23 protein-coding genes are annotated in these 25,765 nt (G+C 75.2%); 5 read left to right on the plus strand and 18 right to left on the minus strand.

The window, feature by feature from the left end:
• Nucleotides 1-72 precede the first annotated feature (72 nt).
• Both SK069_RS13905 and SK069_RS13910 read left to right on the plus strand, forming a co-directional pair.
• A complete protein-coding gene (locus tag SK069_RS13905; RefSeq protein WP_319954850.1) occupies nt 73-1,356 on the plus strand; it encodes an acyl-CoA dehydrogenase family protein in 1,284 nt (427 codons plus the stop codon).
• Nucleotides 1,353-2,162, plus strand: coding sequence for an SDR family NAD(P)-dependent oxidoreductase (locus SK069_RS13910; RefSeq protein ID WP_319954851.1), 810 nt, complete (start codon nt 1,353-1,355; stop codon nt 2,160-2,162). The genes SK069_RS13905 and SK069_RS13910 overlap by 4 nt, the downstream gene beginning before the upstream one ends.
• Before the next feature lie 48 nt (nt 2,163-2,210).
• On the opposite strand, the gene SK069_RS13915 is transcribed toward SK069_RS13910, so the two are convergent.
• From SK069_RS13915 to SK069_RS13945, 7 genes are all read right to left on the minus strand, one after another.
• Nucleotides 2,211-2,612 carry a hypothetical protein gene (locus tag SK069_RS13915; RefSeq protein WP_319954852.1) on the minus strand — a complete coding sequence of 134 codons (402 nt, stop codon included), beginning with the start codon at nt 2,610-2,612 and terminating at the stop codon, nt 2,211-2,213.
• 723 nt (nt 2,613-3,335) lie between these two features.
• Nucleotides 3,336-4,826 carry an MFS transporter gene (locus tag SK069_RS13920; protein WP_319954853.1) on the minus strand — a complete coding sequence of 497 codons (1,491 nt, stop codon included), beginning with the start codon at nt 4,824-4,826 and terminating at the stop codon, nt 3,336-3,338.
• Complete coding sequence (locus tag SK069_RS13925) at nt 4,819-5,529, minus strand: ABC transporter ATP-binding protein (RefSeq protein WP_319954854.1); 711 nt, start codon at nt 5,527-5,529, stop codon at nt 4,819-4,821. The genes SK069_RS13920 and SK069_RS13925 overlap by 8 nt, the downstream gene beginning before the upstream one ends.
• Entirely contained in the window at nt 5,526-7,499 is a 1,974-nt protein-coding gene (locus tag SK069_RS13930; RefSeq protein WP_319954855.1) for a branched-chain amino acid ABC transporter ATP-binding protein/permease, read from the minus strand. The genes SK069_RS13925 and SK069_RS13930 overlap by 4 nt, the downstream gene beginning before the upstream one ends.
• On the minus strand, nt 7,496-8,365 hold the full coding sequence (locus tag SK069_RS13935) for a branched-chain amino acid ABC transporter permease (protein ID WP_319954856.1): 870 nt from the start codon (nt 8,363-8,365) through the stop codon (nt 7,496-7,498). Before SK069_RS13935 ends, SK069_RS13930 begins: the two co-directional genes overlap by 4 nt.
• Before the next feature lie 42 nt (nt 8,366-8,407).
• Nucleotides 8,408-9,631 (minus strand): ABC transporter substrate-binding protein, encoded by a 1,224-nt coding sequence (locus SK069_RS13940; protein WP_319954857.1) that lies wholly within the window; start codon nt 9,629-9,631, stop codon nt 8,408-8,410.
• A 253-nt stretch (nt 9,632-9,884) separates the two neighbouring features.
• Nucleotides 9,885-10,850, minus strand: a complete 966-nt coding sequence (locus SK069_RS13945; RefSeq protein WP_319954858.1) for an NADPH:quinone oxidoreductase family protein — start codon at nt 10,848-10,850, stop codon at nt 9,885-9,887.
• 328 nt (nt 10,851-11,178) lie between these two features.
• On the opposite strand from SK069_RS13945, the gene SK069_RS13950 reads away from it, so the two are divergent.
• Nucleotides 11,179-12,837 (plus strand): acyl-CoA synthetase, encoded by a 1,659-nt coding sequence (locus SK069_RS13950; protein ID WP_319954859.1) that lies wholly within the window; start codon nt 11,179-11,181, stop codon nt 12,835-12,837.
• Nucleotides 12,838-12,889: 52 nt separating this feature from the next.
• On the opposite strand, the gene SK069_RS13955 is transcribed toward SK069_RS13950, so the two are convergent.
• From SK069_RS13955 to otsB, 10 genes are all read right to left on the minus strand, one after another.
• Nucleotides 12,890-14,044, minus strand: a complete 1,155-nt coding sequence (locus SK069_RS13955; protein WP_319954860.1) for an acyl-CoA dehydrogenase family protein — start codon at nt 14,042-14,044, stop codon at nt 12,890-12,892.
• On the minus strand, nt 14,041-14,931 hold the full coding sequence (locus tag SK069_RS13960) for an SMP-30/gluconolactonase/LRE family protein (RefSeq protein ID WP_319954861.1): 891 nt from the start codon (nt 14,929-14,931) through the stop codon (nt 14,041-14,043). Before SK069_RS13960 ends, SK069_RS13955 begins: the two co-directional genes overlap by 4 nt.
• Nucleotides 14,932-15,079: 148 nt before the next feature.
• Nucleotides 15,080-16,123, minus strand: coding sequence for a zinc-dependent alcohol dehydrogenase (locus SK069_RS13965; protein ID WP_319954862.1), 1,044 nt, complete (start codon nt 16,121-16,123; stop codon nt 15,080-15,082).
• A 4-nt stretch (nt 16,124-16,127) separates the two neighbouring features.
• Nucleotides 16,128-17,144, minus strand: a complete 1,017-nt coding sequence (locus SK069_RS13970) for a zinc-binding dehydrogenase (RefSeq protein WP_319954863.1) — start codon at nt 17,142-17,144, stop codon at nt 16,128-16,130.
• On the minus strand, nt 17,144-18,985 hold the full coding sequence (locus SK069_RS13975; RefSeq protein WP_319954864.1) for a hypothetical protein: 1,842 nt from the start codon (nt 18,983-18,985) through the stop codon (nt 17,144-17,146). Before SK069_RS13975 ends, SK069_RS13970 begins: the two co-directional genes overlap by 1 nt.
• Before the next feature lie 243 nt (nt 18,986-19,228).
• Nucleotides 19,229-19,555 (minus strand): thioredoxin, encoded by a 327-nt coding sequence (trxA, locus tag SK069_RS13980; protein ID WP_319954865.1) that lies wholly within the window; start codon nt 19,553-19,555, stop codon nt 19,229-19,231.
• A gap of 170 nt (nt 19,556-19,725) precedes the next feature.
• Entirely contained in the window at nt 19,726-20,532 is an 807-nt protein-coding gene (locus tag SK069_RS13985; RefSeq protein WP_319954866.1) for a polyprenol monophosphomannose synthase, read from the minus strand.
• A gap of 125 nt (nt 20,533-20,657) precedes the next feature.
• The gene (locus tag SK069_RS13990; RefSeq protein ID WP_319954867.1) at nt 20,658-21,668 is read right to left on the minus strand and encodes a glycosyltransferase; all 1,011 of its coding nucleotides are present in this window, start codon (nt 21,666-21,668) and stop codon (nt 20,658-20,660) included.
• Nucleotides 21,669-21,673: 5 nt separating this feature from the next.
• Nucleotides 21,674-22,207 (minus strand): hypothetical protein, encoded by a 534-nt coding sequence (locus SK069_RS13995; RefSeq protein WP_319954868.1) that lies wholly within the window; start codon nt 22,205-22,207, stop codon nt 21,674-21,676.
• Nucleotides 22,204-23,040, minus strand: a complete 837-nt coding sequence (gene otsB / locus SK069_RS14000; RefSeq protein WP_319954869.1) for a trehalose-phosphatase — start codon at nt 23,038-23,040, stop codon at nt 22,204-22,206. The genes SK069_RS13995 and otsB overlap by 4 nt, the downstream gene beginning before the upstream one ends.
• Nucleotides 23,041-23,059: 19 nt before the next feature.
• Here otsB and SK069_RS14005 point away from each other — a divergent pair, with 19 nt between their 5' ends.
• Nucleotides 23,060-23,830: a sulfite exporter TauE/SafE family protein gene (locus tag SK069_RS14005; protein WP_319954870.1), complete on the plus strand. Its 771-nt coding sequence runs from the start codon at nt 23,060-23,062 to the stop codon at nt 23,828-23,830.
• 67 nt (nt 23,831-23,897) lie between these two features.
• Here the strand turns inward: SK069_RS14005 and SK069_RS14010 are convergent, their stop codons facing one another.
• On the minus strand, nt 23,898-24,782 hold the full coding sequence (locus SK069_RS14010) for an HD domain-containing protein (protein WP_319954871.1): 885 nt from the start codon (nt 24,780-24,782) through the stop codon (nt 23,898-23,900).
• A 26-nt stretch (nt 24,783-24,808) separates the two neighbouring features.
• Between SK069_RS14010 and SK069_RS14015 the strand changes: the two genes are divergently transcribed.
• A complete protein-coding gene (locus SK069_RS14015) occupies nt 24,809-25,741 on the plus strand; it encodes a PAC2 family protein (RefSeq protein ID WP_319954872.1) in 933 nt (310 codons plus the stop codon).
• Nucleotides 25,742-25,765 lie beyond the last annotated feature (24 nt).

The following is a 25,765-nucleotide window of genomic DNA, read 5'->3' on the forward strand; positions in this document are numbered from 1 at the left end:
GTCGGTCTAGGTTCGATCGTGCACCGCCGCGCCCCACCTGCGCGGCCGCGACCGCGACAGGGAGCTGGAGATATGGCCTGGGACTTCTCGACCGAGCCCGAGTTCGAGCAGAAGCTCGAGTGGATGCGCACGTTCGTGCGCGAGCGGGTGTACCCGCTGGAGACGCTGGACCTCGACTGGCGCAGCTACCGCGAGGCGATCAAGCCGCTGATGGAGGAGGTCAAGGAGCAGGGCCTCTGGGCCGCGCACCTCGGTCCCGAGCACGGCGGTCCCGGCTACGGCCAGGTGAAGCTCGGCCTCATGCACGAGATCCTCGGCTCGTCCGAGCTCGCGCCCCCGGTCTTCGGCAACCAGGCCCCCGACTCCGGCAACTCGGAGCTCATCGCCATCGGCGGCACCGAGGAGCAGTGGGAGCAGTGGGGCCAGCCGCTGCTGGACGGCAAGCTCTACAGCGCCTTCTCGATGACCGAGCAGGGCACCGGCTCGGATCCGCGCCAGTTCACGACGACCGCGGTCCGCGACGGCAGCGACTGGGTCATCAACGGCACGAAGTGGCTCGTCGGCAACGCGACGCGCAGCGACTTCCACATCGTCATGGTCCGCACCGACACCTCGCCGGGCGCCGACCCCTACAAGACGATGTCGATGTTCATCGTCCCGACGGACTCGCCGGGCATCGAGATGCGCGAGCTCGGGCTGATGCACGACACGCACGCCGAGGGCCTCGTCCACGCGCACGCCGAGGTCCACTACCGCGACGTGCGGGTGCCGGCCGAGAACCTGCTCGGCGGCGAGGGCGAGGCCTTCGTCCTGGCGCAGAAGCGGCTCGGCCCGGGCCGCATCCACCACTGCATGCGCTGGATCGGCGTCTGCCGCCGGGCGTTCGACATGCTCTGCGAGCGCGCGGTCAGCAAGAGCGTCCACGGCAGCCTGCTGAGCGAGAAGCAGACGATCCAGAACTGGGTCGCCGACTCCGCCGCCGCGATCGAGGCCTCGCGCCTGCTGACGCTCAAGGCGGCGTGGACGATGGACCAGGTCGGCGCGTCGAACGCGCGGACCGAGATCGCGATGATCAAGTACTACGGCGCGCCGATCATGCACGACGTGCTCGATCGCGCCCTCCAGATCCACGGCTCGCTCGGCTTCACGACCGACATGCCGATCGAGGAGATGCTCCGCTGGGCGCGCGCCGCCCGGATCTACGACGGTCCGGACGAGGTCCACCGCCAGACCGTCGCCCGCCGGATCCTGCGCCAGTACGAGCCGCGCGACCTGCCGACGGAGCACGTGCCGACGCGGCGCGCGGCGGCGGAGAAGCTCTACCCGCAGTACGTCGCCGACGCCGCGGTGGCGTGAGCGACGCGACGAACCCGGGCGCCCCGCGGGGCGCCCGGCGCCGGGCGCTCGTGACCGGCGCGAGCCAGGGCATCGGTCGCGGGATCGCCCTGTCGCTGGCGGATGCGGGCATGGACCTCGCGCTCGTCGCGCGCGGCCGCGAGGGGCTCGACGCGACGGTCGCCCAGGCCGCCCCGCGGACCGACGGCGCGGTCGTCGCGCTGACGGCCGACCTGGCGGTGCGCGAGGAGAGCGCCGCGCTCGCCGAGCGGGCCGCCGAGGCCCTCGGGGGCGTGCCGGACGTCTTCGTCCACTGCTCGGGGATCGCCCGCAACGGCGCGGTCGGCTCGCTCGAGGTCGCCGAGTGGGACCGGTCGATGGAGGTGAACGTCACCTCGGCGTTCGTCATCGCGTCGGATCTCGTGCCGGCGATGCGCGAGCAGGGCTGGGGCCGGATCGTGACGATCTGCTCCCTGTACTCCCGCTACGCGGTGTCGCACACCGCCGCGTACGCGTCGAGCAAGCACGCGCTGCACGGCCTGACGCGCGTGCTGGCCGCCGAGCTCGCCGGCCACGGCGGAACGGCCAACGCGATCATGCCCGGCTGGGTCGACACCGAGATGGTCCGCGGCGAGGCCGCGAAGGCCGCCGCCGCCCGCGGCGCCACCCCGGAGGAGATGGTGCGGAAGTTCCTTCGGAACCAGCCGATCAACCGCATGGTCGACACCTCCGAGGTCGGCGCCCTGACGGCGTTCCTCTGCTCCGACGCCGCGGCCGCGATCAACGGCCAGGGCATCAACATCGACGGCGGCAGCGTCCAGTCCTGAGGTCGCACCGGGCGCGCCGCGCGCATCGTCGCGCGGCGCGCGCACCGGTCAGCAGGTCTTCAGCGCGAACCGCTTGGTCGGCCACGACGAGCCACCGCCGACGTACACGACCGTGGCCCGGGTGTACTGGTAGATGCCGCAGGTCCGGCGAGGCGCGCTCAGCGTCACCCGGATGTCGCCCCAGAGGCGGTAGGACGCGCCGCGTCCGCGGGCGGTGCTTCCCCACCGCGACCAGGACATGCCGAGCATCCCGTTGCCGTAGTCGCCGTAGCCGGTACCGCGCTGGCGCCTGGGGAGGATGCCGCAGAGCCCGGCCGGCCGGACCGCGCTCGTCCGCTTGGTGCCGCCATCCGTGTAGTTCCAGCACGTCACCCGCGGCGAGGCGGCCAAGGCGTCCCCTGGGGGGATGAGCACGAGGGCGAGCAGCCCCGTCGCACCCAGCGTCGTCATCGTTCGCCGCATCCCGTGGCGCGTTCTCGAGGGTTCGCCGTGCCGTGGTGCCACCAGACCGACGGTCCGGATCCGGATGGCGCTCGATCCGTTGCTCACCGCGAGAGTCCGATCACGAGGTCCGTCCTTCCGCGTCGGAGACATCGCGCGAGCGTGCCGTGCTCGTACGCGCGACGGCACCGCCAGCCGCTGATCGTCCTCGCGCACGCTGACTGGGAGCGCTCGCAGACCGTCAGGTCGACACGTCGGACGTAGCGGCGCATCACCCGGTTCGCGGTCGCGCAGCGTCCGTCGAGCCCGCGGGCGAAGACCGTCGCGGTGTTCCGCGGGGTACCGAGGAAGCCGATGTGGGACGAGCGAATCGTCGCGCAGCTTCCCGCTGTCAGTGCCTCGCTGGATGCCGTGGCGGGCACGACCAGACCCGCGACGGTCGCGACGAGGGTCGCGGCCAGGCCCGACGTCCGGACCCTCTGCGCCGAGCGCCACGATGCCGGCGGACGATGGGCGCGGCAAGGGATGCTCCCCTCGGCACCGGCCGCCGATCGCGTCTCGGCGCGCCGTGATCGGGACCCGGGTGATCGTGCGCGCATCGATGGAGCATAGAGCCGCTGTGGAACCTGTACACGGGGGTCCCGCGATTCCGGTGGGCGGCACGCGGTCGGGTTCCGCGAGGCGCCCCCGCGGCGGGGGTGCCGGACGGGACCGACGGAACCGACACGCGGGTCACTCGGGGACCGGCTCGCCGGGTCCACCTCGTGCGGGCCGGCGGATCGTCGCCGTCAGGGCAGCCGCGAGGAGGAGCATCACCAGGCCGACGGCGAAGCCGGCCGCGAACCCGTGGCCGCCACCGTGCGCGACGAGGACCGCGGCGAGCTGGCCGCAGATCGCGCCACCGAGGAAGCGCATGACGGTGTTCACGCCGGTCACGGCGCCGGTGTCGTCGGCGTGGGCCTCGCGGGTCACGAGGTCGGGCAGGACGGAGAACCCGGCGCCGATGCCGAGGCCCAGGACGCCGATCGCCACGAGCAGGACGACCGTGCTCGAGGGGGTCGCCATGAGGGTCAGGAAGCCGGCGATCGAGAGCAGGGAGCCGGCGGCGAGGACCGCCTCCGGTCCGCGCCGCGCGACGAGGCGACCGGTGGCCAGGCCGATGGCGCTCATCGTCAGCGGGAACGGGACGAGCATGAGCGTCGCCGAGGCGGGCGCGAGCGCCAGGCCGGCGTCGTCCTGCAGGTAGCTCGGCAGCAGCGCGAAGCTGCAGTAGAGGCCCGCGCCGTAGGCGAACGCGATCGCGTGGGCGCGCCAGGTCGTCGGGCGCACGAGCTGGCGGACGTCGATCATCGGCGCCGGCCGGCGCAGCTCGACCCGCACCCACGCCGTCAGGGCGACGGCCGCGACGACGAGGCCCGCCACGAGGCCCGGCGACGTCCAGCCCCAGACCTCGCCCTCGGTCACCGACACGAGCAGCGCGACGAGGCCGACCGCCATCAGCACGCCGCCGAGGACATCGGTCCGGGGCGCGTCGCCCGTCCGGCGCGGATCGTGCGGCACGAGCCGCCACGCCGCGACCAGCACGACGAGGTAGACCGGCAGCAGTGCCCAGAACACCACCGGCCACGACGCCTGCGCCGCGATCAGGCCGCCGAGCGGCACGCCGATCGCGCCGCCGACGCCGAGCATCCCCGACAGCAGCCCGTACGCCCACGGCGCGCGCGCCGCCGGCATCGTCCGGCGCACGATCGCGAAGCTCAGCGGGAAGACCGCAGCGCCGATCCCGTGCAGCGCCCGGCCGAGGATGAGCTGCGGCAGCGAGCTCGCCGTCGCGCAGACGACCGTCCCCAGGACGAGGGCGCCGAGCGCCACGAGCAGCGTCGGGCGCGTCCCGTACAGGTCGCCGAGCCGGCCGAGCGTCGGCGCCGCCACGACGGAGGAGAGCAGCAGCGCGGTGACCACCCACGACGTCGCGGCGGTCGTCGTGCCCAGCGCGTCCTGGATCTGCGGCAGCGCCGGGATCACCAGCGACTGCATCGACGAGTACGCGGTGACCGCGGCGACGAGCACCACGAACACCGCGCGCGACGAGCCGTCGACCTCGTCGGCCCCCGGCGGGAGTCCACCGGCGGCGCCGGCCGCGAGCGACCGGCGCCCCGCGGGGCGAGCCTCGCCGTCGCCCCGCGAGGACGCGGCGGCGGACGATGGCTCGCCGTCAGCCACCCAGGTAGGCCTTGCGGACGGCGTCGGAGCGGCGGATCTCCTCCGCCGGGCCGCTCGCCGAGACGCGGCCCTGGTCCAGCACGTAGGCGTTCGTCGCGAGCTTCAGCGCCTGGTCGGCCATCTGCTCCACGAGGATGACGCCCGCGTTCGTCGTCTCGACGACGAGCCGCACGAGGCGGAAGACCTCCTGCGTGAGCCGCGGGCTGAGGCCCAGCGACGGCTCGTCGAGCAGCAGGTACCGCGGCCGCCCGGCCACCGCGCGGGTCAGGGCGACCATCTGCTGCTCGCCGCCGGACAGCAGGCCGGCCCGCTGCGTCCACCGCTCGCGGACGATCGGGAACGCCTCGAGCAGCGGCTCGACCGGGTCGTCGCCCTCGTCGCGACCCCGCGCGGCCTGGCGGCCGAGGCGGATGTTCTCCTCGACGGTGAGGTTGCCGAAGAGCCGCCGGCCCTCGGGCACCATCACGACGCCGCGGCGGGCGCGCTTCTCCGGCGGCAGGCCGCCGATCGCGTCCCCGTCCTGGAGGATCCGGCCGCCCCGCGCCGCGAGGCTGCCGGCGATCGTCTTCACGAGCGTCGTCTTGCCGGCGCCGTTGGAGCCGATCACCGCGGCGACCTCGCCCGGCGCGACCTCGACGGAGACGTCCTCGAGGATCGTCGCGCGGCCGTAGCCGGCCCGCAGGCCCTGCACCTGGAGGCTCATCGAGCCACCTCCATCTCCGCCACGTCGTCCGGGTCCGGCACGCCGAGGTACGCGGCGACGACGGCCGGGTCCGCGAGGACCTCCTCCGCCGAGCCGTGCGCCAGCAGGCGGCCCTGGTCCATGCACGTCACCTCGTCGGCGACCTGGCCCACGAGGTCCATGTGGTGCTCGACGAGGATCATCGCCATGCCGTCCTCGCGCAGCTGCAGCAGCAGCGCCGCGAGGCCGTCGCACTCCGTCGGGTTCAGGCCGGCGGCCGGCTCGTCGAGGACGATGAGCCGCGGGTCCATCGCCATCGCGCGGGCGATCTCCAGGGCGCGCTGCTTGCCGTAGGAGAGGCTGCCGGCGAGGGTCGACGCGTCCTCGGCCAGGCCGACGCGGTCGAGCAGCTCGATCGCGCGGTCGTGGATCTCGCGCTCGCGGCGGTACTGGGACGGCGGCTTCAGCGCCGCCTTCCACAGCGGCAGCTGCGCGACGTCGACGAAGCCCGCCTTCACGTTCTCCAGCGTCGTCTCGTGCGGGAACACCTGCGGCGTCTGGAACGTCCGCGCCACGCCGCTGCGAGCGATCGCGTGGGCCTTCAGCTGCGCGAGCTCGACGCCGTCGAGGCGGAAGCTCCCCTCGTCGGGCTGGTAGACGCCGGTGAGGAGGTTCGCCAGGGTCGACTTGCCGGCGCCGTTGGGCCCGATGACCGCGTGGATCGAGGCCTCGCGGACGGCGAGCTCCATCTCGCCGACGGCCTGCAGGCCGCCGAAGCGCTTCGACGCGCCGTCGATCCGCAGGAGCTCGGCCCCCGGCTCGCGCCGCTCCTCGCGCGGCGGCAGCTGCGCGACCTCGAGGTCCGCCAGCGCCGCGTCGGCGTCGGACTCGTCGTCCGCGCCGGCCCAGCGCCGCAGCGCGTTGTTCGCGGTGCCGACGATGCCGTTGGGCAGGAGGAACAGCGTGATGACGAACAGCAGCCCCAGCAGGCCCGGCGTCGACAGGTACCAGCGGTCGGTGCCGAAGAGGTCCTGCTGCGCGTCGGCGACCGAGGTCAGCACGTCGGAGCGCTGCAGCCACGTGATGAGCGCCGCGCCGATGACCGGCCCGAGCACCGTCCCGCCGCCGCCGAGGATGACGGAGAGGACGATCGTGATGCTCAGGAAGATGTCGAAGGTCTCCGGCTGCAGGTGCGCGAAGATCTGGACGTAGAAGATGCCGCCGAGGCCGCCCAGGACGGACGCGACGGTGAAGACGACGACCTTGCGCGAGAAGACGTTCACGCCGAGGTGCGCGGCGAGGTGCTCGCTCTCGCCGATCGCGCGCAGCGAGCGGCCCCACGAGGAGCGCACGAGGTTGCGGTAGAGCACCAGCACGATCACGAGGACGATCAGCAGGGCGACGAGCACGTTGCCCGGGGTCCCGGCCAGCAGCGGCGGCTCCAGGCGGGTGCCGAAGAGCTCGATCGGCTCGAGCAGGCCGGTGCCGTGCGAGAGCGGGTTCGGGTAGCCCGACGCGCGGCCGAAGGTCTCGAGCTGCTCGAGGATCCGCTCGACGACGATCGCGAGGACGAGCGTGATCATCGAGAACTGCGGGCCCCGCAGCCGCATCGACCCGAGCGCCAGCAGCGCGCCGATGATGCCCGAGAGGATCAGCGCGACGAGGATCGCCAGCAGCGCCGGGAACCCGCCGTCGAGGAAGAGGTACGCGAAGCCGTAGGCGCCGATCGCGTAGAAGGCGCCCTGGCCGAGCGAGACGAGCTTCGCGTAGCCCGTCAGGAGGTTCAGGCCGATCGCGGCGATGATCACCGCGAAGATCGAGCCGACGAGCTGCATGTCGGCCATCGCCGTGCCGGCCCCGTCGCGACCCGGGAGGATCGCGATCAGGCCGACGACGCCGATGACGAGCGCGAACAGCACGTCGCCGCGCAGCTCGGCCTTCACCGAGCGCGAGCCGGTCCCGCCGGCCAGGCGCTTGAGCAGGGACGTCACAGCTTCGCCTCCAGCCGTCGCCCGAGGAGGCCCTCGGGACGGAAGATCAGGACGACGACCACGAGCAGCAGCCCGGCCGTCTCACCCCAGACGCCGCCGAGCTCGAAGCTCGCCCAGTGCGTCAGGACCCCGTAGATCGCCCCGCCGAGGAGCGGTCCCCAGAGCGAGGTCAGGCCGCCGATGACGCCGCAGGCGAACGCCGCGACGAGCAGGGGCAGGCCCATGTGGACCGACACGCCGACCTGCGACGCCCACAGCACGCCGGCCAGGGCGGCGATGCCCATGGCGATGGCGTAGGCGAGCATCCCGATCCGGCGCGGCGACACGCCCATGAGCGCCGCCGTGTCGGCGTCCTCGGACACCGCCCGCATGAGCAGGCCGAGCGGCGTGCGCGTCGTCATCAGCACCAGGAGGGCGGTGATGGCGATCGCGAGGATGGCGATCACCAGCGCCTGGGTGGTCACGCGGACCCCCAGGACGGTGGAGAACTCGCCGAACCCGCCGTAGCCGAGCGCCTTCGGGGTGGCGCCCTGGCTGTTGGTCAGCAGGTTGAGGATCACGAACGAGAGGCCGACCGTGCTGAGCAGCCAGCGGGCGTCGTGGGGTCCCTCGGTGGTGAACGGCAGCACCAGGAACCGGTACACGATCGCGCCGAGGATCCCGACGGTCAGGATCACGAAGGCGACCTTGCCCGCGTCGGGCAGCCACCCCCACGACCCGACGCCCATGCCGATCACCGCGCCGAGGACGAGGAACTCGCCCAGGGCGAAGTTCAGCGTCCTCGTCGTCAGGAACGTCAGGACGAACCCCTGGGCGATCAGGGCGTAGAGCCCGCCCATGATCAGACCCGCGATGACGAAGTCCATGCGCTCGTCCTCTCGTTCGCGTCCTCCTGCGGCCTCAGCCGATCAGGAGCCGGACTCGATCTCCTCGGCGACCGTGCCGCGCTTCGTGATCTCGCCCTTGTCGTCGAAGCCGAAGATGAACCAGTCCTTCGGCGTGGCCGCGTGGTACGCGTCGTGGCTGTCGGCGGTGAACGGGTTGGCGATCTTGTCGCCGCGCACGTCGATCGACGGCAGCTTCTCCAGCGCGTCGCGGACGGCAGCCTTGTCGGTCGAGCCGGCGGCCTTCACGGCCTGCGCGTACGCGTTGATGGCCATGTACGACGTGTAGACGTTCGTCGGCAGCGGCGGCTCCTTGCCCGTCTTCGCCTTGAAGTCGGCGTTCAGCGACTTCGCGGCGCCGTCGACGAGGTCGCGCGGGTCGATGAACACGAGGTTCTTCCACTGCGCCGGGCGGGCGAGCTCGCCGAAGTCGGCGAGGATCGTCGCGTTCGTGATCTTGAAGTCCGGCTCGAAGTCCTCCTGGACCATCGCCTTCGTCACCGTGGCGGTGTCGGAGCCCGACGTGATGCTCATGTACACGCGGGTGACGCCGGCCTGCTTCAAGCGGCGGACCGCGGCGGTGTAGTCGCTGGCGCCGGGCTGCAGCGGCTCGACGGCGGCGAGGGTCTTGCCCTGCTTCTTCGCCGTGGCCTGCAGCGCCTCGGCCTCGGACTGGCCGAAGCCGTCGGCGGAGTGCACCAGGCCGACCTTCGCGTTGCCCGAGAAGACGAACGGCCCGAGGACGTCGGACAGCTCGGAGCTGTTGTACGCCGTGCGGAAGGCCCAGTTCGGCTTGATCTTGTAGTTGATGATCTGCGGCGACTGCGCGTTGATGAACCACGGGATCCGCGAGCGCTGCAGGACGTCCGCCGTCTGGAGCGCCTGGCCCGACTGCGGCGAGGCGAGGAGCGCGTCGACGTTGCCGCCGTTGAGCTGCTCCTGGACCGCGCGGGAGGCGCCCTCGGGCGTGCCCTGGTCGTCGGCGTTGACGAGCTTGATCTTCACGCCGTACTGCTTCTCGGCGTCCGCGGCGGCCAGCTGGGCGCCGACGGTGTTCGTCTCGTAGAACTGTGGAGCCGGACCGGTCTTCGGCCCGATGACGCCGACGGTCGCCGACAGCTCGCCGTTCGACGACGCGCCGGAGCCGCCGGAGCCGGCGTTGTCGTCGTCCGAGCCGCCGCAGCCGGCGACGCTCAGGGCGCACACGGCGGCGAAGGCCGTGAAGGCGCGCAGTGGGGTCCTGCCCATGATGCTCTCCTCGATAGCGGGTGCACGGCTCCCCCTCCGGTGGGCCCCGTCCGAGGACGGGGACCGCGGGTGATCCGTGAAGCTGGCGCCAGCGTAGGAGGCGCCCACGAGCCGCTCGGCGACCGGGACCGCGCCGTCCTGTGGAGATCGACAGAAGCCGTCGCGCCGCCTGCCGACGACGGGACGCGGCGTCCGCCTCCCGCGCGGCGGCGGACGGGTCCGCCACCGCTCCGCGCGCGTGCCCCAGGGCGGATCAGGGCTCGACGACGAGCTTGCCCGTCGCCCGGCGGTCCGCGATCCGCCGCACGGCCTCGGCGACGTCCTCCAACGGCAGCCGTCCACCGATCGCCGGCCGCATGGCCGGATGTTCCAGCAGCGCGCCGAGGCGGTCGCAGAGCGGCGCCATCCCGTCGGGGTCGCTGTGCATGTACGAGCCGAGCGCGGCGCCGACGACGTCGATGTTGCGCAGCAGCAGCCGGTTGACGCGCACGGTCGGGATCTCGCCGCCCGCGAAGCCGGCGACGATCAGCCGGCCCTGCGGGCGGAGGCTGCGGAGGCTGTCGAGGAAGCGCTCGCCGCCCACGACGTCGAAGACGACGTCCACGCCGCCGGGCGCGAGCCCGAGCACCGCGTCGCGCCAGCCCTCGTCGGCGACGACGACCTCGTCCGCGCCGATCTCGCGCGCCGCGGCGACCTTCGCCGCGCCCCCGACGACGGCGATCGTGCGCGCGCCGAGCGCCCGTCCGACCTGGATCGCCGCGCTGCCCAGGCCGCCGGTGGCGCCGTGCACGAGCAGCGCCTCGCCCGCCCGGAGGCGGCCGCGGAGCTCGAGCGCGAAGAGCGCGGTGAGGTAGTTCGACGGCAGCGCCGCGCCCTCGGCGAAGCTCAGGGACGCCGGCAGCGGCAGCGCCCGGTCGGCGGGCGCCGTCGCGCGCTCGGCGAAGCCGCCGGTGAACGTGATCGCGGCCACCCGGTCGCCCGGCGCGAAGCGGCCGCCCTCGGGGGCCTCGAGCACGACCCCGGCGACCTCGGCCCCGAGGACGACGGGCAGCTCGTGCGCGTACTGGTACTCGCCGCGGGAGAGCAGCAGGTCGGGGAACGCGACCCCGGCGGCACGCACGTCGATGAGGAGCTCGTCGGCGCCGCGCTCGGGCTCGGGGACGTCGGCCGGGACGTACCCGTCGGGGCCGTCGAGCGCGACGAGCCGGACCGCGCGCATCAGGCCGCCTCGGCCGGAGGCGTCGCCGGGGGCACGAGCGCGGAGGGCTGCATGGCGGCCAGCCTAGGCGCGAGGCCCGGAGCGGCCGCGACGACGCACCGGCCGGCGTTGGACCCCTCCACAGGCGGGTGCCCCCGCGCGGGCCGGCGCCCGCGCCGCGAGCGGCGAGACCGCGCGAGCGACGCAGGGAGGGCGACGGCGCGCGGGCCCTTCGTGACGGCGATCACGGTTCTTGGAGGTCTGTACAAGCGCCCCGTCCGGCGCCGCGGGGCGCGCCGGACGGGCGGACCTACGCTCCGTGAGCACCGGACGACGAGAAGGAGACCCCGTGCACTCGACCCCGAGCCCGGCCCGCGACGATCAGGCGCCCGGCGCCACCGACCAGCCGCCGCCCGGGACCGCCACGGGGGCGTTCCCCGACGACCACGCCGCCCACGACCCCGACCGCGTCGCGTTCCGGATGGCCCGCTCGGGCGAGGTCGTCACCTACGGCGCGCTCGTGGACCGCTCGCGGCGGATCGCGCGCCACCTGCGCGAGCGCGGCCTCGTCCACGGCGACGCGATCGCGCTGCTCATGCACAACGAGCCGGCGTTCCTCGAGGTCGCCTGGGGCGCCCAGCGCTCGGGGCTGCGCTATACGGCCGTCTCCTCGCGCCTGACCGGCCCGGAGGTCGCCTACATCCTCCAGGACAGCGGGGCGCGCGTCCTCTTCGTCTCGCCGGGCTGCCTGCCGGTGGCGCGCGACGCGCTGACCGCGCTGACCGAGGAGTTCCCGCAGGCACCGGTCCCCGAGCTCGTCGTCACCGGCGGCCCGGCGGAGGGCGTCGAGGACCTCGACCGGCTGCTGGAGCCCGTGCCCGCGAACCCGCCGCTGGACGACGAGGTCGAGGGCATCGACCTGCTCTACAGCTCGGGCACGACCGGACGGCCGAAGGGCGTCGAGGACGTCCTGCCGCTGAACCCGCTCGGCACCCCGCCGGGCATCGCGGCGATGCTGCGCAGCACCTACGGCTTCGACCGCGACACGGTCTACCTGTCGCCCGCGCCGCTGTACCACTCCGCGCCGCTGCGGTTCAACATGACCGTCCACCGCGCGGGCGGGCAGTGCATCGTCATGGAGCGCTTCGACGCGCTCGAGGCGCTCGAGCTGATCGAGCGCCACCGGGTCACCCACGCGGTGATGGTCCCGACGATGTTCGTCCGGATGCTGAAGCTCCCGGAGGAGCAGCGGCGGCGCTTCGACGTCTCGTCGCTGCAGGTCGTCATCCACGCCGCCGCGCCGTGCCCGGCGGACGTCAAGCGCGCGATGATCGAGTGGTTCGGCCCCGTCGTCCACGAGTTCTACTCGGCGACGGAGAACAACCTCTTCACCGCGATCACCTCCGAGGAGGCGCTCGAGCGCCCCGGCTCGGTGGGGCGGGCGAAGCTCGGGATCGCGCACATCCTCGACGACGAGGGCCGCGAGCTGCCGCCCGGCGAGATCGGGACGATCTGGGCGGAGGACGGCCCGCGGTTCACGTACCGCAACGACCCGGAGAAGACGGCCGCGTCGCGCAACGAGCGCGGCTGGACGACGGTCGGCGACGTCGGCTACCTCGACGAGGACGGCTACCTGTACATGAGCGACCGCCGCGCGGACCTCGTGCTCTCCGGCGGCGTGAACATCTACCCGCAGGAGGCGGAGTCGGCGCTCATCACGCACCCGAAGGTCGCCGACGTCGCGGTCTTCGGCGTGCCGCACGACGAGCTGGGCCAGGAGGTCAAGGCGGTCGTCCAGGTCGCCGAGGGCGCGACACCCGGACCGGAGCTCGCCGAGGAGCTCCTGGCGTTCGTGCAGGGCCGGCTGGCGAAGTTCAAGTGCCCGCGCTCGATCGACTTCGCCGACGAGCTGCCGCGGCACCCGACCGGCAAGCTCTACAAGCGGCTCCTGCGCGACCGCTACCTCGCCGCGCACGAGCGGGGCACGACGCCCGACCTGCGCTTCTGACCGGCGGTCCCGGGACGCGCCCCGCGTCCCGGGACCCCGCGCGGGCGGGCGCTCAGAACCCCATCGAGCGGCCGATGATCTCCCGCATGATCTCGGACGTCCCGCCGTAGATCCGCTGGACGCGCGAGTCGCGCCAGAGCCGGGCGATCGGGTACTCCTCCATGTAGCCGTAGCCGCCGTGCAGCTGGACGCAGCGGTCCACGACGCGGTTCTGCATCTCGGTGATCCAGAGCTTCGCCTTCGCCGCCTCGGCGCCGGTGAGCTCGCCGGCCAGCAGCGCCTCGATGCAGCGGTCGACGTAGACGCGGCCGATCGAGACCTCGGTCTGCATGTCGGCCAGCGCGAAGCGGTTCGCCTGGTGGCTGCCGATCGGTCGGCCGAACGCCCGCCGCTCGCGGCAGTACTCGGCGGTCATCTCGAGCGCCTTCTCGGCGACGGCGATCCCCATCACCGCCATCGAGAGCCGCTCGCGCGGCAGGTGGCGCTTCAGGTGCACGAGGCCGCGGCCCTGCTGCCCCAGGAGGTCCTCCTGCGGCACGAAGAGCCCGTCGAAGAAGAGCTCCGCGGTGTCCTGCGCGCGGCGCCCGACCTTCTCGAGCTTGCGCCCGCGGGTGAAGCCCTCCGCCTGCGCGTCGGCGACGAGCAGCGTGATCTCGCCGTCGCGCGGATCCGGGTCGCCCTCGGCGGCGAGCTTCGCGCAGATGATCACGCGGTCCGCCTGGATGCCGGCGGTGATGAACGTCTTCGCCCCGTCGACGACGTAGCCGCCCTCGACCGGCCGGGCGGTCGTCGCCATCGCGCGCAGGTCCGAGCCCATCCCCGGCTCGGTCATCGCGATCGCGAACAGCAGCTCGCCGGCGACGAACCCGGGCAGCCAGCGCGCCTGCTGCTCCGGCGTGGCGAGGTCGCAGAGGTAGCCGCAGAGGATGTCGCTCTGCAGGGAGAGGTTGTCGCCGATCGCGTTCGCGTAGGCGACCTCCTCGTCGACGATCGCGTTGAAGCGGAAGTCGTCGATCCCGAGGCCGCCGTGCTCCTCGGGGACCTCGAAGCCGAAGAGGCCCTGGCGGGCGGCCTTCGTCCAGAACGACCGCGGGACCATCCCGTCGGCCTCCCATGCGTCGACGTGCGGGACCGCCTCGCGCTCGAGGAACGCGCGGGTCGCGGCGCGGAACTCGTCGTGGTGGTCCTCGAACAGCGTGCGCCTCACGCCGCCGCCCCGCCCGGGCCCGGCACGGCGACCTCGACCGCGTCCACGCGCGCCGTCGTCTGGAAGCCGGCGTTGATCCGCTCGACCGTCGCGTCGGCGATCAGGAGGAAGAGGGTCGTGCCGTCGGGGCCGCCGAGCACGGAGTCCACGACGTAGTCGCCGCCCTCCGGCGGGATCGCGATCACGTCGGTCACCGTGCCGTCGGGCAGGACCCGGCGGAACTCCCCCTGGAGGCAGAGGGAGACCCAGACGCCCTCCTGCGCATCGACGCAGATGCCGTCGACGACGTGCGTGTCCGGCGGGCCGAACTCGCGCACGGTCCGCCGCTCGCCGAGCGCCCCGTCCGGGCCGACGTCGAAGACCGACAGCCGCGTGACGGGCGAGGAGAACGACTCGCTGACGTAGAGCCGCCGCCCGTCGGGCGAGAGGACGACCCCGTTGGGGAAGCCGAGGCCGCCGCCCTGCAGCGCGACGCGGCCGTCGGGCTCGCGGACGATGAGTCCCGTCTCGCGCAGCTCCTCGCCGGCGAACCAGTCGAAGCCGAAGTGGCTGATGTACGCGCGGCCCTCGGCGTCGACGGCCATGTCGTTGGGGTGGATGCCGACGGTGGAGAGGTCGCCGGCGTCCTCGGTCGTCGTCGCGCCGGGCGCCAGCCGCAGGAGCCGCTGGTCCTCCTGGGAGACGACGAGCAGCGAGCCGTCGGGGGCGAAGCCCAGGCCCGACGGCCGGGTCGGCACGTCGACGACGGTCTCCAGCCCGGACTCCGGCGTCCAGCGGTGGACGCGCCGGTGCTTCATCTCCGAGAACCAGAGCGCGCCGTCGTGCCAGCGCGCCGCCTCCAGGTAGCCGAGGTCGCTGACGATCGTCCTGCGCGCCGCGTCGGGCATCGGGTCCTCCGGGGTCGTTGGGAGCCGCTCCTCGACCCTAGACCGGCCTCCCGCGGGCGGCGCCACCGGGGCGAGCGGCGCCTGTCGACCTCTCCAGCCGGGCGCCCCGGCCGGTCGGCCCCGACGGCCGGCCGGCACGGGATGCCGCTCAGGGCCGCACGAGGACCTTGATCGCGTCGCCCCGGCCGAGCTGCAGGCGGAACGCCTCGTCGATCCGGTCCAGCGGCAGCTCGTGGCTGATGAACGCGTCGGCGTCGATCTCGCCGCGGCGCAGCAGGTCGACGACCGCGGGGAACTCGTCGCGGTAGCCGAGCGAGCCGACGACGCGCAGCTCCTTCTCCATGATCCGGGTCGGGTTCAGCTCGATCCTCTTGCCGTGGACGGCGGCGATCACGAGCGTCCCGCCGTGGCGCGTGGCCTTGATGCCGTCCAGCAGCGCCGGCCCGGAACCGGCGCAGTCCACCACGACGTCCGCGCGCGCCCCGCGGCCGCCCGCCCCCGGGCCGGTGATCGCGGTGACCGCGTCGACGAGCGGTTGCTCGAGCGGGTCGCACGCGATGTCGGCGCCGAGCTCCAGGGCGACGGCGCGGCGGGCCGGCGACGGGTCGCTGACGACGATCCGGCCGACGCCGCGCAGGCGCAGCAGGCGCACGACGCCGAGGCCGATCATCCCCGCGCCCAGCACGACCGCGACGGCGTCCGGCGCCGGATCGGCCTGGTTCACGGCCCGCAGCGAGACGGCGAGGGGTTCGACGAGCGCGCCGGCGCGGTCGTCGACCTCGTCGGGCAGCGGGAAGACGGTCAGCCCGACCTGCGCCTTCGGCACGAGCACCCGGTCGGCGAAGCCCCCCGGCGTGCCGTAGCCGATGTTCAGCGCGTGGCCGGCCTCGCAGAGCTGGATCTCGCCCTCCAGGCAGCGCGGGCACGCCCCGCACGGCGTGAGGGGCCGGACCGTGATGCGGTCGCCGACGGCGACGCCGTCGACCCCCTCGGCCTCGCGCACGCGGCCCGAGAGCTCGTGGCCGAGGACCTGGCCGGGCGTGGCGGCGAAGCCCGAGGCGTAGCTGTGCAGGTCGGAGCCGCAGATGCCGCAGGCGGCGACGTCGAGCACGAGCTGGCCCGGGCCGGCGACGGGCGCGTCGACCTCGGTCAGCTCGAGCTCCTGCGGGGCGTTCCAGCGAGCGGCGCGCATCGGCTCAGGCCGTGATGTCGACGACGATCCGCGAGCCGCCGGTGCGGCCCTCGTGCACGCGCTGGACGCCGTCGGCGACCTGGTCCAGCGGGATGACGTCGCCGATGACGTGCGGCAGGTGGAGCGTGCCGGCGGCCATGAGGTCGAGCACCGCGCCGACCTCCTCCGGCTCGTTGCCGTAGGAGCCGACGAGCTCGCGCTCGCGCATGACGAACGTGATCAGGCGCCCGGCGGCGGCCGGCTCGTGGCCGATGCCCACGACGACCGCGCGGCCGCCGTCGTCGAGCGAGCGCACCGCGCCCTCGGTCGTCGTCGCGCGGCCGACGAACTCGAGCGCGACGTCCATCTTCCCGGCGATCTCGTCGAGCGCCTCCTCCGGCGTGAACGCGGCATCGGCGCCGGTGTCGATCGCCCACTCGCGAGCGTCCGGGCGCGGATCGACGGCGATCACCTGCGACGCCCCGACGGCCTTCGCGATCCCGACGGCCGAGAGACCCAGGCCGCCGGTGCCCCAGACGACCACGCGGCTGCCCTCGGTCGTCCCGCCGCGGCCGACGACCGCGTGGTACGCCGTCGCGACGGAGTCCGTGGCCACCGCCGCCATCTCCCACGACAGGCCGTCGGGGACCGGCGTGAGGTTCCGCGCGGGCAGCCGGATGAGGTCGGCGAACGCGCCCTCGCGCTCGGCGCCGATGCAGGCGCGCTCGCGGCAGAGGACGGTGCGCCCGCGGCGACAGGCGTCGCACTCCTGGCAGGTGACGATCGGGATCAGCGACACGCGCGTGCCGGGCTCCGGGCCGTCCGTGTCGGGGCCGAGCGCGCGGACGATGCCCGCGGCCTCGTGCCCGAGCACGATCGGCTGGTACGACGTCTTCGCGCTGCCGTCGATGACGAAATGGGCGTCGGATCCGCAGATCCCGACGCGGATCGGCTCGACGAGCGCCTCGCCGGGACCCGGCGCTCCGGGCTCCTGCCAGTCGCGCACGGTGAAGCCGTCGTGGTCCAGGACTGCGGCACGCATCAGCGGTGCTCCTCGGTCGGGGTGACGAGCGCCACGGCGGTCGCCGCGGGCTCGGGGACGATCCGCGCGGCCACGAGCCGCGCCGTCCAGGAGGTCGAAGGGGCGACGACCGCGCGCCACGGCCCGGCGGGCGGGCGCAGGTCGGCGACGGTGCCGGGCGGCGGCAGCTCGAGCAGCAGCTCGCCGGCCCCGGCGTCCAGCAGCGCGGCGACCGTCCGACGCAGGCGCCGTCCCGGGTCCGGCGCGGTCGCGTCGAGGGCGACGAGGACCGGCCCGTCGAGGTCGTCGGGCAGCGCGTCCGGGCCGTCGACCCGCGGGGTGCCGGCGGGCGCCGCGTCGCGGATCGGCACCGCGCGGCGCTCGTGCGCCCACGCGAGGACGCGCGCCACGCGCGGGTCCGGCTGCGGCGCGACGAGCCGGCCGACCCCGGCGAGGACCGTGCCGGCGCCGCCGTCGACGGTGACCGCCGCGCCCTCGGGCAGCCACGTGGCGCCGAGCCGCACTCGCCGGCGATCGCGGTCGATCCGCAGGCCGGCGTCGCAGACCGCGGGCCGCCCGAGCGCCCACGCGCCGATCGTCGCCTCGCCGTCCCAGGCGCTGCGGGAGGAGACGATCGCGGCGCAGCGCGCGACCGTCGCGGCGTCCCGCGATCCGGCGAGCGGACGATCGAGGACGAGCACCGGAGCGGCGCCGCGAGCGACCGCCGCCGCGACGCCGTCGGGGTCCAGGACGAGCGCGCCGACCGCGGCCCCGGGCGACGCGGCGGTCGCCCGCAGCAGCGCCTCCTGACCCACGACGCGGGCCGGGACGGGCGCCTGCAGGCGCTCGAGGGCGCCGCTCGGGATCCGGTCCAGCGCGTCCTCGACGTCGAGGATCGCCTCGTCGACGAGGTCGACCGCGATCCGGATCGCCGCGGAGCCGCTGCGGCACCCGGAGCCGGCCCGCAGGAACCACAGCCGGCCGCCGTCGACCGCGAAGTCGACGGAGCACATGTCGCGCCCCTCGGCCTCGACGAGCGCGAGCGCCCGCTCGAGGTCGGCGTGCAGCGCGGGCTGGCGGGCGCGCAGCCCGCCGAGCGGCTCGTCGGCGGCGGCACGGCCCGGCGCCGGCCGGCGGTGGCGACCGCAGGCGTCGGGCGAGCCGGTCACCGGGTCGCGGCTGAACACGATCCCCGAGCCGGAGCGGCCGTCGGGCCGGTCGCCGTGGACCATCGCCTGGACGACGATGACCGGAGCACCGCCGTCCCGCGTCCGGTGCGCGCGGCGCAGGCCGACGATCGCCTCCCGCAGCTGGTCGGCGGCGGGGTCGGGCAGCGCGTCCCCCGTGGCGGCGATCGCGGCCCGCAGCGCCGCAGCGCCGTCCCCGGCGGACGCCGCGGCCTCGACCGCGGCGGGGTCGATCCCGCGCACCGCGCGGGCGAACGTCCGCAGGAAGCGGAGCTCCAGCCGCGCCGCCCACGCGGCGCCGTCGCGCTCGCGGATGCCGTCCAGGACCGCGGCGTCGAGACCGAGGTCCAGCACCGCGCCGGTCCGCGCCGGGCCGACGAGGACGGCGACGAGCAACGGGCGCTCCGGGTCCCCGACGCGCAGGCCCGTCTCGCGCTCGAGCGCGTTCATCCGCTCGGCGACCTCGCCGCGCAGCAGGCGCGGCATCGCGTCGGGCGGCCCGTCGCGCCAGGCGGCGGCGGGGATCGCGAAGCCCGGGGGCGTCGGCAGGCCGAGGGCGGCCAGCGCCGCCACGCTCGCCCCGCGCGGGCTCAGCAGCTCCGCGCTGCGGACCCCGCCGTCCAGCGGCACGGCGTGCGTCGCCGCGCCGCCGAGACCTCTCCACCTCGACCCCATCGCGCCGCATTCTCATCCACGCGCGAGGCCCCGAACCGGCGTCCGGCGCGGAGCGTTGGTCGTTCCTCCAAGGGCGGGCCGAGACCCGCTCGACGGCCCTCGGGCGACGGCGCGCCGCCAGCCCGCGTCCCGCTCCGGACGGCCCGCGGAACGACGACGGGCCCCCGTCCCGGGCGCGCGGCGCGCGGGACGGGGGCCCGTGACGGGCGGCGGCGACCGGTGCGGCCGCCGCTCGCCCGGGGATCAGCCGAGGATGCGGTCGATCTCGGCGTTCAGGCGCGGCTTCGGCATGGCGCCGACGATCTGGCCCACCGGCGCGCCGTTCTTGAAGACGATCATCGTCGGGATCGACATGATCCCGTACTTCGCGGCCGTCTGCTGGTTGTCGTCGGTGTTGAGCTTCACGACGCGGACGTCGCTGCGCTCCCCGTCGATCTCCTCCAGGACGGGGCTCACCGCGCGGCACGGGCCGCACCAAGGCGCCCAGAAGTCGACGAGCGTCGCCTCGTCGCTCTCGATGACCTCGGCCTGGAAGTTGCTGTCGGTGACCTCGGGGACGGACCCAGCCATCGTGTGCTCCTCGGGTGGTGCGTGGCGTCGGAACGACGGTGCCGCAGCGCCGCCGTCCTCACACTATACAAAGTGAAGTGAGCGCACGAGCCGGTCCGCCGTCGTGCCGGTCCGTGTTCCCCCTGGGAGCCGCTCGCATGCCCCGCGCGGGCGGGCGCGCGGCGCCGGGATCACTCGCCGGCGACGGGCGGGACGGGCGCGGGGTCCGGGCCCGGCGCGGCGAGCGGCACCGGGGGCGGCTGCCACCCGGACCGCCGCAGCGCCGGCACGAGCAGCGCCGCCTCGCGCGCGATCCCCACGTGCATCTTCGAGCTGCCGGCCGTCCGGTCCCGGAAGACGATCGGCACCTCCACGACCCGGAAGCCGGAGCGCACCGCGCGCCACGTCAGCTCGACCTGGAACGCGTAGCCGACGGAGCGGACCGTCGAGAGCTCGATCGTCCGCAGCACGTCGGCGCGGAAGCACTTGAACCCGCCCGTGAGGTCGCGCACCTGCAGCCCGAGCGTCCGGCGCGCGTACCAGGACCCCCCGCGCGAGACGAGCCGCCGCACGAGCCCCCACTCCGCCACGCCGCCGCCGCGCACGTACCGCGAGCCGAGCGCGAGGTCCGCCCCGCCCCGCACCGCGTCGAGCAGCCGCGCGAGGTCGCGCGGGTCGTGGGAGAGGTCGGCGTCCATCTCCATCACGTGGGTGGCCCCGCCGCGCAGGGCGACGTCGAACCCCGCGAGGTACGCCGGGCCCAGGCCCGCCGGTCGCTCGCGGTGCAGCACCTGCACCTCGCCGGGATGCGCCTGCGCCAGCCGATCGGCCATCTCGCCGGTCCCGTCGGGGGACCGGTCGTCGACGACGAGGATCCGGAAGCCGTCGGGGCACGCGGCGGCGAGCACCTGCCGGGACAGCCCGATCACGCGCTCGAGGTTCTCGGCCTCGTTGTAGGTCGGGATCACCAACCACGGGACGTCGGCGACCGCCACCATCGCGCGCACACGCTAGATGCTGGGACCGGTCCGCGGGTTCACCACCCGGACACCTCCGACCCGGTCGGGGCCCCGCGACCGCGCCGAGCGGCCCGCGGGTCGTCGGCGGCCCGGCGACCCGCGGATCAGCCCAGGAGCGCCGGCAGGAGCTGCCCGGCGACGACGCGATCGACCGCCGCCGGGGCGAACCGGTCGGCGAGCAGGCCCCGCGCGCGCTCCTGCAGCGCGCCGGCGGGCGCGTCGAGCGCCGCGCGCAGCGCGGCCGCGAGCGCCGCCGGATCCTCGGCGTCCGCGACGACCGCGCGCGGCTCGAGGGCGCGCAGCAGCGAGAGCGCGACGAACGCCCCGGGCGCGGAGGTCGTCACGACCCGGGCGCCGGCCGCGAGCGCCTCGAGCTGCACGAGGCCGTGGTCCTCGCGCCGCGGGGCGCCGACGAGCACCCGGGCGCGCCCGAGCAGCTCGAGGAACGCCGCGCGGTCCAGGCGCCCGGCGTCCCGCACGCCGGGCACGCGCGGGACCGCGCCGGCGGGCGCGGCGCAGACGACGAGCTCCTCGCCGTCGCGACGGGCCCGCGACCAGGCGGCGAGCACCCGGTCCAGGCCCTTCTTCGTGGGATCCGCGGCGTAGGCGACGGCCGCGACGTCGCGCTCCGCCCACGGCCGGACGCGGTCGGGCAGGGCGACGGGCGGCGGCACGACGACCGCGGCGGGTCGCGGCTGCGGCACCTCGGCGAGCGCCTCCGCCGACTGCGGGACGAGCAGCGGGCAGCGGCGCAGGAGCCACCGCTCGCGCGGGCGCTGCCAGACCCCGTGGCGCCCGGGGCGGTTGGCCGCCATCGCCGCGTCGAGCCGGATCGCGCCGGGCCGGGGCCACAGGAGCGCCGCGCCGACGCTGCCGTAGAGCACCGCTCGCGGTCGGTGGCGGGCGAGGCCCTCCTGGGCGGCGACCCGCGCCGCGCGCGCCCATGCGAGGTCGGTGAGTGCCATCGTGCGGACCGGCGGGGGCGCGGTCGCGCGGACCATCGCGACCCGCGCCCCAGCCCGCTCGAGCGCGCCGAGCAGCGCGTCGTCGACCGCGCGCAGCCCGGCCGTCGAGCCGAGCGACACGAGCAGGACGTCCGCCGGCAGCCCCGCCATCGCCGTCAGGCGCTCGAGGCCTGGCGCTTGTGCTCGGGCCGGTTGCGCCGCAGTCCCGGCAGCCGGACGAGCTTCAGCGGCTCGATGAGCCCGGTGCGCTCGACGTGGAACTCGACCCCGTCGCGCTCCTCGATCGCCTGCACGGCGTGCTCCTGCCGGCGCCAGGCGAGGCCCCAGATGAGCAGGAATCCCGCGGCCACCCCGGTCACCTGCGGCAGCACGAACGTCGCGGCGCCCGAGGCGAGCGACGCGACGAAGAGCGGCCACAGGCGGTTGAGGAGCGTGCGGACCGGCCGGTGCTCGGGCAGCTGCTCGGCGGCCCGGGCGTCGGCGAGGACCGAGGCGATCTGCGGGTTCGCGGCGTCGTGGCGGCCGACGACGATGCCGATGGCCGACGCGACGACCCACCAGATCGCCGACACGGCGACCGGTCCGGTGTCGTCGTTCGCGTAGCCCCGCAGCACCACGAGCAGCGCGAGGACCGACGCGGAGCCGAAGCTCAGCAGGACCGTGGAGCGCAGGAGCTGGCGGAACGTCACGCGGCACGCCCGTCCGTCGCGGGACGCAGGAGCTCCTGGAGCACGGAGCGGATGCCGACCGGCCCGTCGACGGCGACGTCGGCCTGCTCGGCGACCTCCGGCGGGGCGTCCGAGCCCTCGTCGCGCACCGCCACGCACGCCGCGTGCGCCAGCCGCCCCTCGGCGACGAGCGCGCGCAGGCCGGCGAAGGCGTCGAGGTCGGTCCGGTCGTCGCCGGCGTAGAGCGCGCCGGCGAGCTCCTCGGCGCCCACGAGCCAGCGGACGGCGGCGCCCTTGTCGAAGTCCAGCGGGGGACGCAGCTCGAGCACCATCCGGCCCTCGTGCAGCGCGAGGCCCTCGGCCGCGGCCGCCGCGCCGACCGCGGCCGCCGCCTCGGCCGCCGCCGCCTCGTCGGAGACGCCGCGCCAGTGCAGCGCCTGGATCGGGCCCTTGTCCTCGAGCCAGACGCCGAGGCGGCTCGCGGTCGCGTGGTCCTCGAGCAGCCCGGTGGCCAGCTCGCGGACGCGCGGCTCCCACTCGGCGACCGCCGGCGTCGTCTCGACCGCGGTCGCCCCGCGGCGCAGGATCTCCGTCCCGTGGTTGCCGACGTAGTGCAGCGCGCCGATCCCGACGATCCGGCGGGCCTCGCCGGCGCGCCGGCCGCTGACGCACGCCACGAGCCCGTAGCGGCTCGCGAGCTCCACGAGCAGCGTGCGCGTCGCCGCGGGCACCTCGGCCGCGCCCGCGTGGCGGGTGATGGGCGCGAGCGTCCCGTCGACGTCGAGCAGGATCGCGGAGCGGTCGGGCGCGGCGCGCAGAGGCGCGACGAGAGCGGCCAGCCGGTCGTCGGTCACCCACCTAGTATGACCGTCGTTGTCCGTCCCCCGGCCCGTCGCCATCGTCCTGATCGGGACCGCCGCCGGCTTCTTCAGCGGGCTCTTCGGCGTCGGCGGGGGCGTCGTGATGGTCCCGCTGCTGCTCCTGCTGCTCGGCATGGACGAGCGCCGGGCGACGAGCACCTCCCTCGGGGCGATCGTGATCATCGCCACGGCGGCGACCCTCACCCAGGGGGCCTACGGCCAGGTCCACGTCGCCGAGGGGGTGCTCGTCGGCGTGCCGGCGATCGGCGGCGCGCTGATCGGGACGGCGATCCAGCAGCGGATCCCGGCGCGCCGGGTGTCGCTGCTCTTCGCCGTGCTGCTGCTCGCGGTCGCCGGGCTCATGGCCGCCGGCATCGAGCCGGGCGACGGCGGGGGCGACATCGACGCCGCCCGTGTCGTGGCGGCGCTCGGCGTCGGCCTCGCCGCGGGCGTCATCTCCGGGCTGCTGGGCGTGGGGGGCGGCTCGCTCTTCGTCCCCGGCCTCGCGCTGCTGCTCGGGCTCTCCCACGTCGAGGCCGAGGCGACGTCGCTGCTGGCGATGATCCCCGTCTCCGCCGTCGGCGCGTGGCGCCAGCACCGCTACGGCAACCTCGACGTCCGGGCGTCGGTGCTGCTCGGGATCGTCGCGGTGCCCTCGGCGCTGCTCGGCGTCGTCGTCGTCAACGCGATCCCCGCCCGTGCGGCGGAGATCGGCTTCGCGCTGCTGCTCGTGTTCGTCTCGGGCCAGCTCGCGCGCCGGGGCCTGCGCGCCGCCGAGGACTGACGGCGCGCGTCGCCGGCCGGCGACCGTCCTCGCGAGGAGGCGGACGGGTCGCGGCGTCCCGGCCGGATCAGCCGTGGCCGAGGCCGTGCTCGAGCGCGTCCTTCACCGCCGCGTCGACCGCGTTCAGGCGGTGCAGCGCCACGGCCTCGGCCGAGCGGAACCGGCCGCCGGCGCGCTCCGGGCCGTGATGGGTCAGCACGCAGTGGGCGAGGTGCCCCCAGCGCAGCTCGTCGACGCCGGCGCGCCGGGCCGGCTCGGCGAGGACGCGCAGGCCGAGCTCGACGTGCCCGAGCAGCTCCCCGACCTCCGTCCGGCCGAACTCCGCCCCGTAGGTGAACTCGCGCGTGCGCCCGAGGTCGTGGACGATCGCCGCGGTCAGCAGCAGGTCGCGGTTCAGGCCGGGGTGGTGGACGCACGCCTCCGCCGCGAGCGCCGCGACGGCCACGGTGTGCTCGAGCAGGCCGCCGAGGTACGCGTGATGCCCGCCGATCGAGCACGGCGCCCGGCGCCAGGCGCGCCGGAGCGCCTCGTCGTCCAGCAGCGCCCGCAGCAGGCCGCCGTAGGCGTCGTCGCCGACCTCGCCGGCGATCCCCTCGAGGAACCCGTCGAGCTCGTCGAGGTCGCGGTAGGCCGCCGGCAGGAAGCGCGCCGGATCGACCGTGTCCGGATCGACGCGCCGGACCGCCGTGAGCTCGGCCACGAGCCCGTCCCGGTAGCGGTCCACGGTGCCCGAGACCTGCACGACGTCGCCGCGGTCGAACCCGCGCTCCCAGCGGTCGACGTCCTGGAACACGCGGGCGGCGAGCGTGCCGGTGCGGTCGCGCAGGTCGACCGCGAGGTACGGCCCCGAGCGGCCCGTCGCGCGGTCCTTGCGCACGCAGGCGAAGACGCCGGCGAGCCGGTCGCCCGGCCCGAGGGCGGCGATCGTGGGGTCGGCAGGCGCGGGAGGCAAGGAGTGCATCTTGTACCTTGGGCTGGATGATCCCCTTGCGCTGGGACGACCGTCCGGTCGGCCTCCGTGACCCGGCGCTCGTCTGCGCCTTCACCGGATGGACCGACGCCGGGGACTGCGCGAGCTCCGCGCTCGGCGTCCTCTCGCGCCGCCTCGGCGCCCAGCGCGCGGCGTCGGTCGACCCCGAGCTGCTCTACACGATGCAGTCCTACCGGCCGCGGATCACGATCCAGGACGGGATCAGCGAGGGCCTCACCTGGCCGACGATCGAGCTGCGCGCCGCCGTCGTGCCCCAGGCCTCCCGCGACCTCCTGCTCGTCACCGGGCCGGAGCCCGCGATGCGCTGGCGCTCGCTCTGCGAGACGCTCGTCGAGACCGCTCGCAGCCTCGGCGCGCGGACGGTCGTGACGCTCGGCGGGCTGCTCTCCGACGTCCCCCACACCCGGCCGGTGCCGATGACCGGCCTGGCGACCGACCTCGAGCTGCTCGCCGGCGTCGACGCGATGCTGCCCGACTACGACGGCCCGACCGGCCTGACCGGCGTCGTCCACGCCGAGGCCGCCCGCCAGGGCCTCGCGGCGGTGTCGCTGCTGGCCCACGTGCCGCACTACGTCGCCGGCGTGCCGAGCCCGAAGGCCGCCCTCGCCCTCGTCGAGGCGGTCGAGACGCTCACCGGCGTCCCGGTGCCCACCGAGCGGCTGCGCGACGCCGCCGCGCGCTACGAGCGCCAGGTGAGCGACGCGATCGACCAGGACCCCGAGCGGCGCGAGCTGCTGGCCCGGCTGGAGCAGATGGCCGACCTGCGCGACATCGTCGGCGAGGCCGACGAGGAGGACGCCGAGGAGCTCGGCGAGGCGCTGGGCGGCGACCCGCCGCTGCCCCCGCTGGACACCGACATCCCGTCCGCCGACAGCATCGCGCTCGACTTCCAGCGCTACCTCCGCGAGCAAGAGGACTAGGGGGCGGGCCCCAGCCCGCGCGTC

Origin of the sequence: Patulibacter brassicae (assembly GCF_033949425.1) — a bacterium.
GTDB classification, from domain to species: domain Bacteria; phylum Actinomycetota; class Thermoleophilia; order Solirubrobacterales; family Solirubrobacteraceae; genus Patulibacter; species Patulibacter brassicae.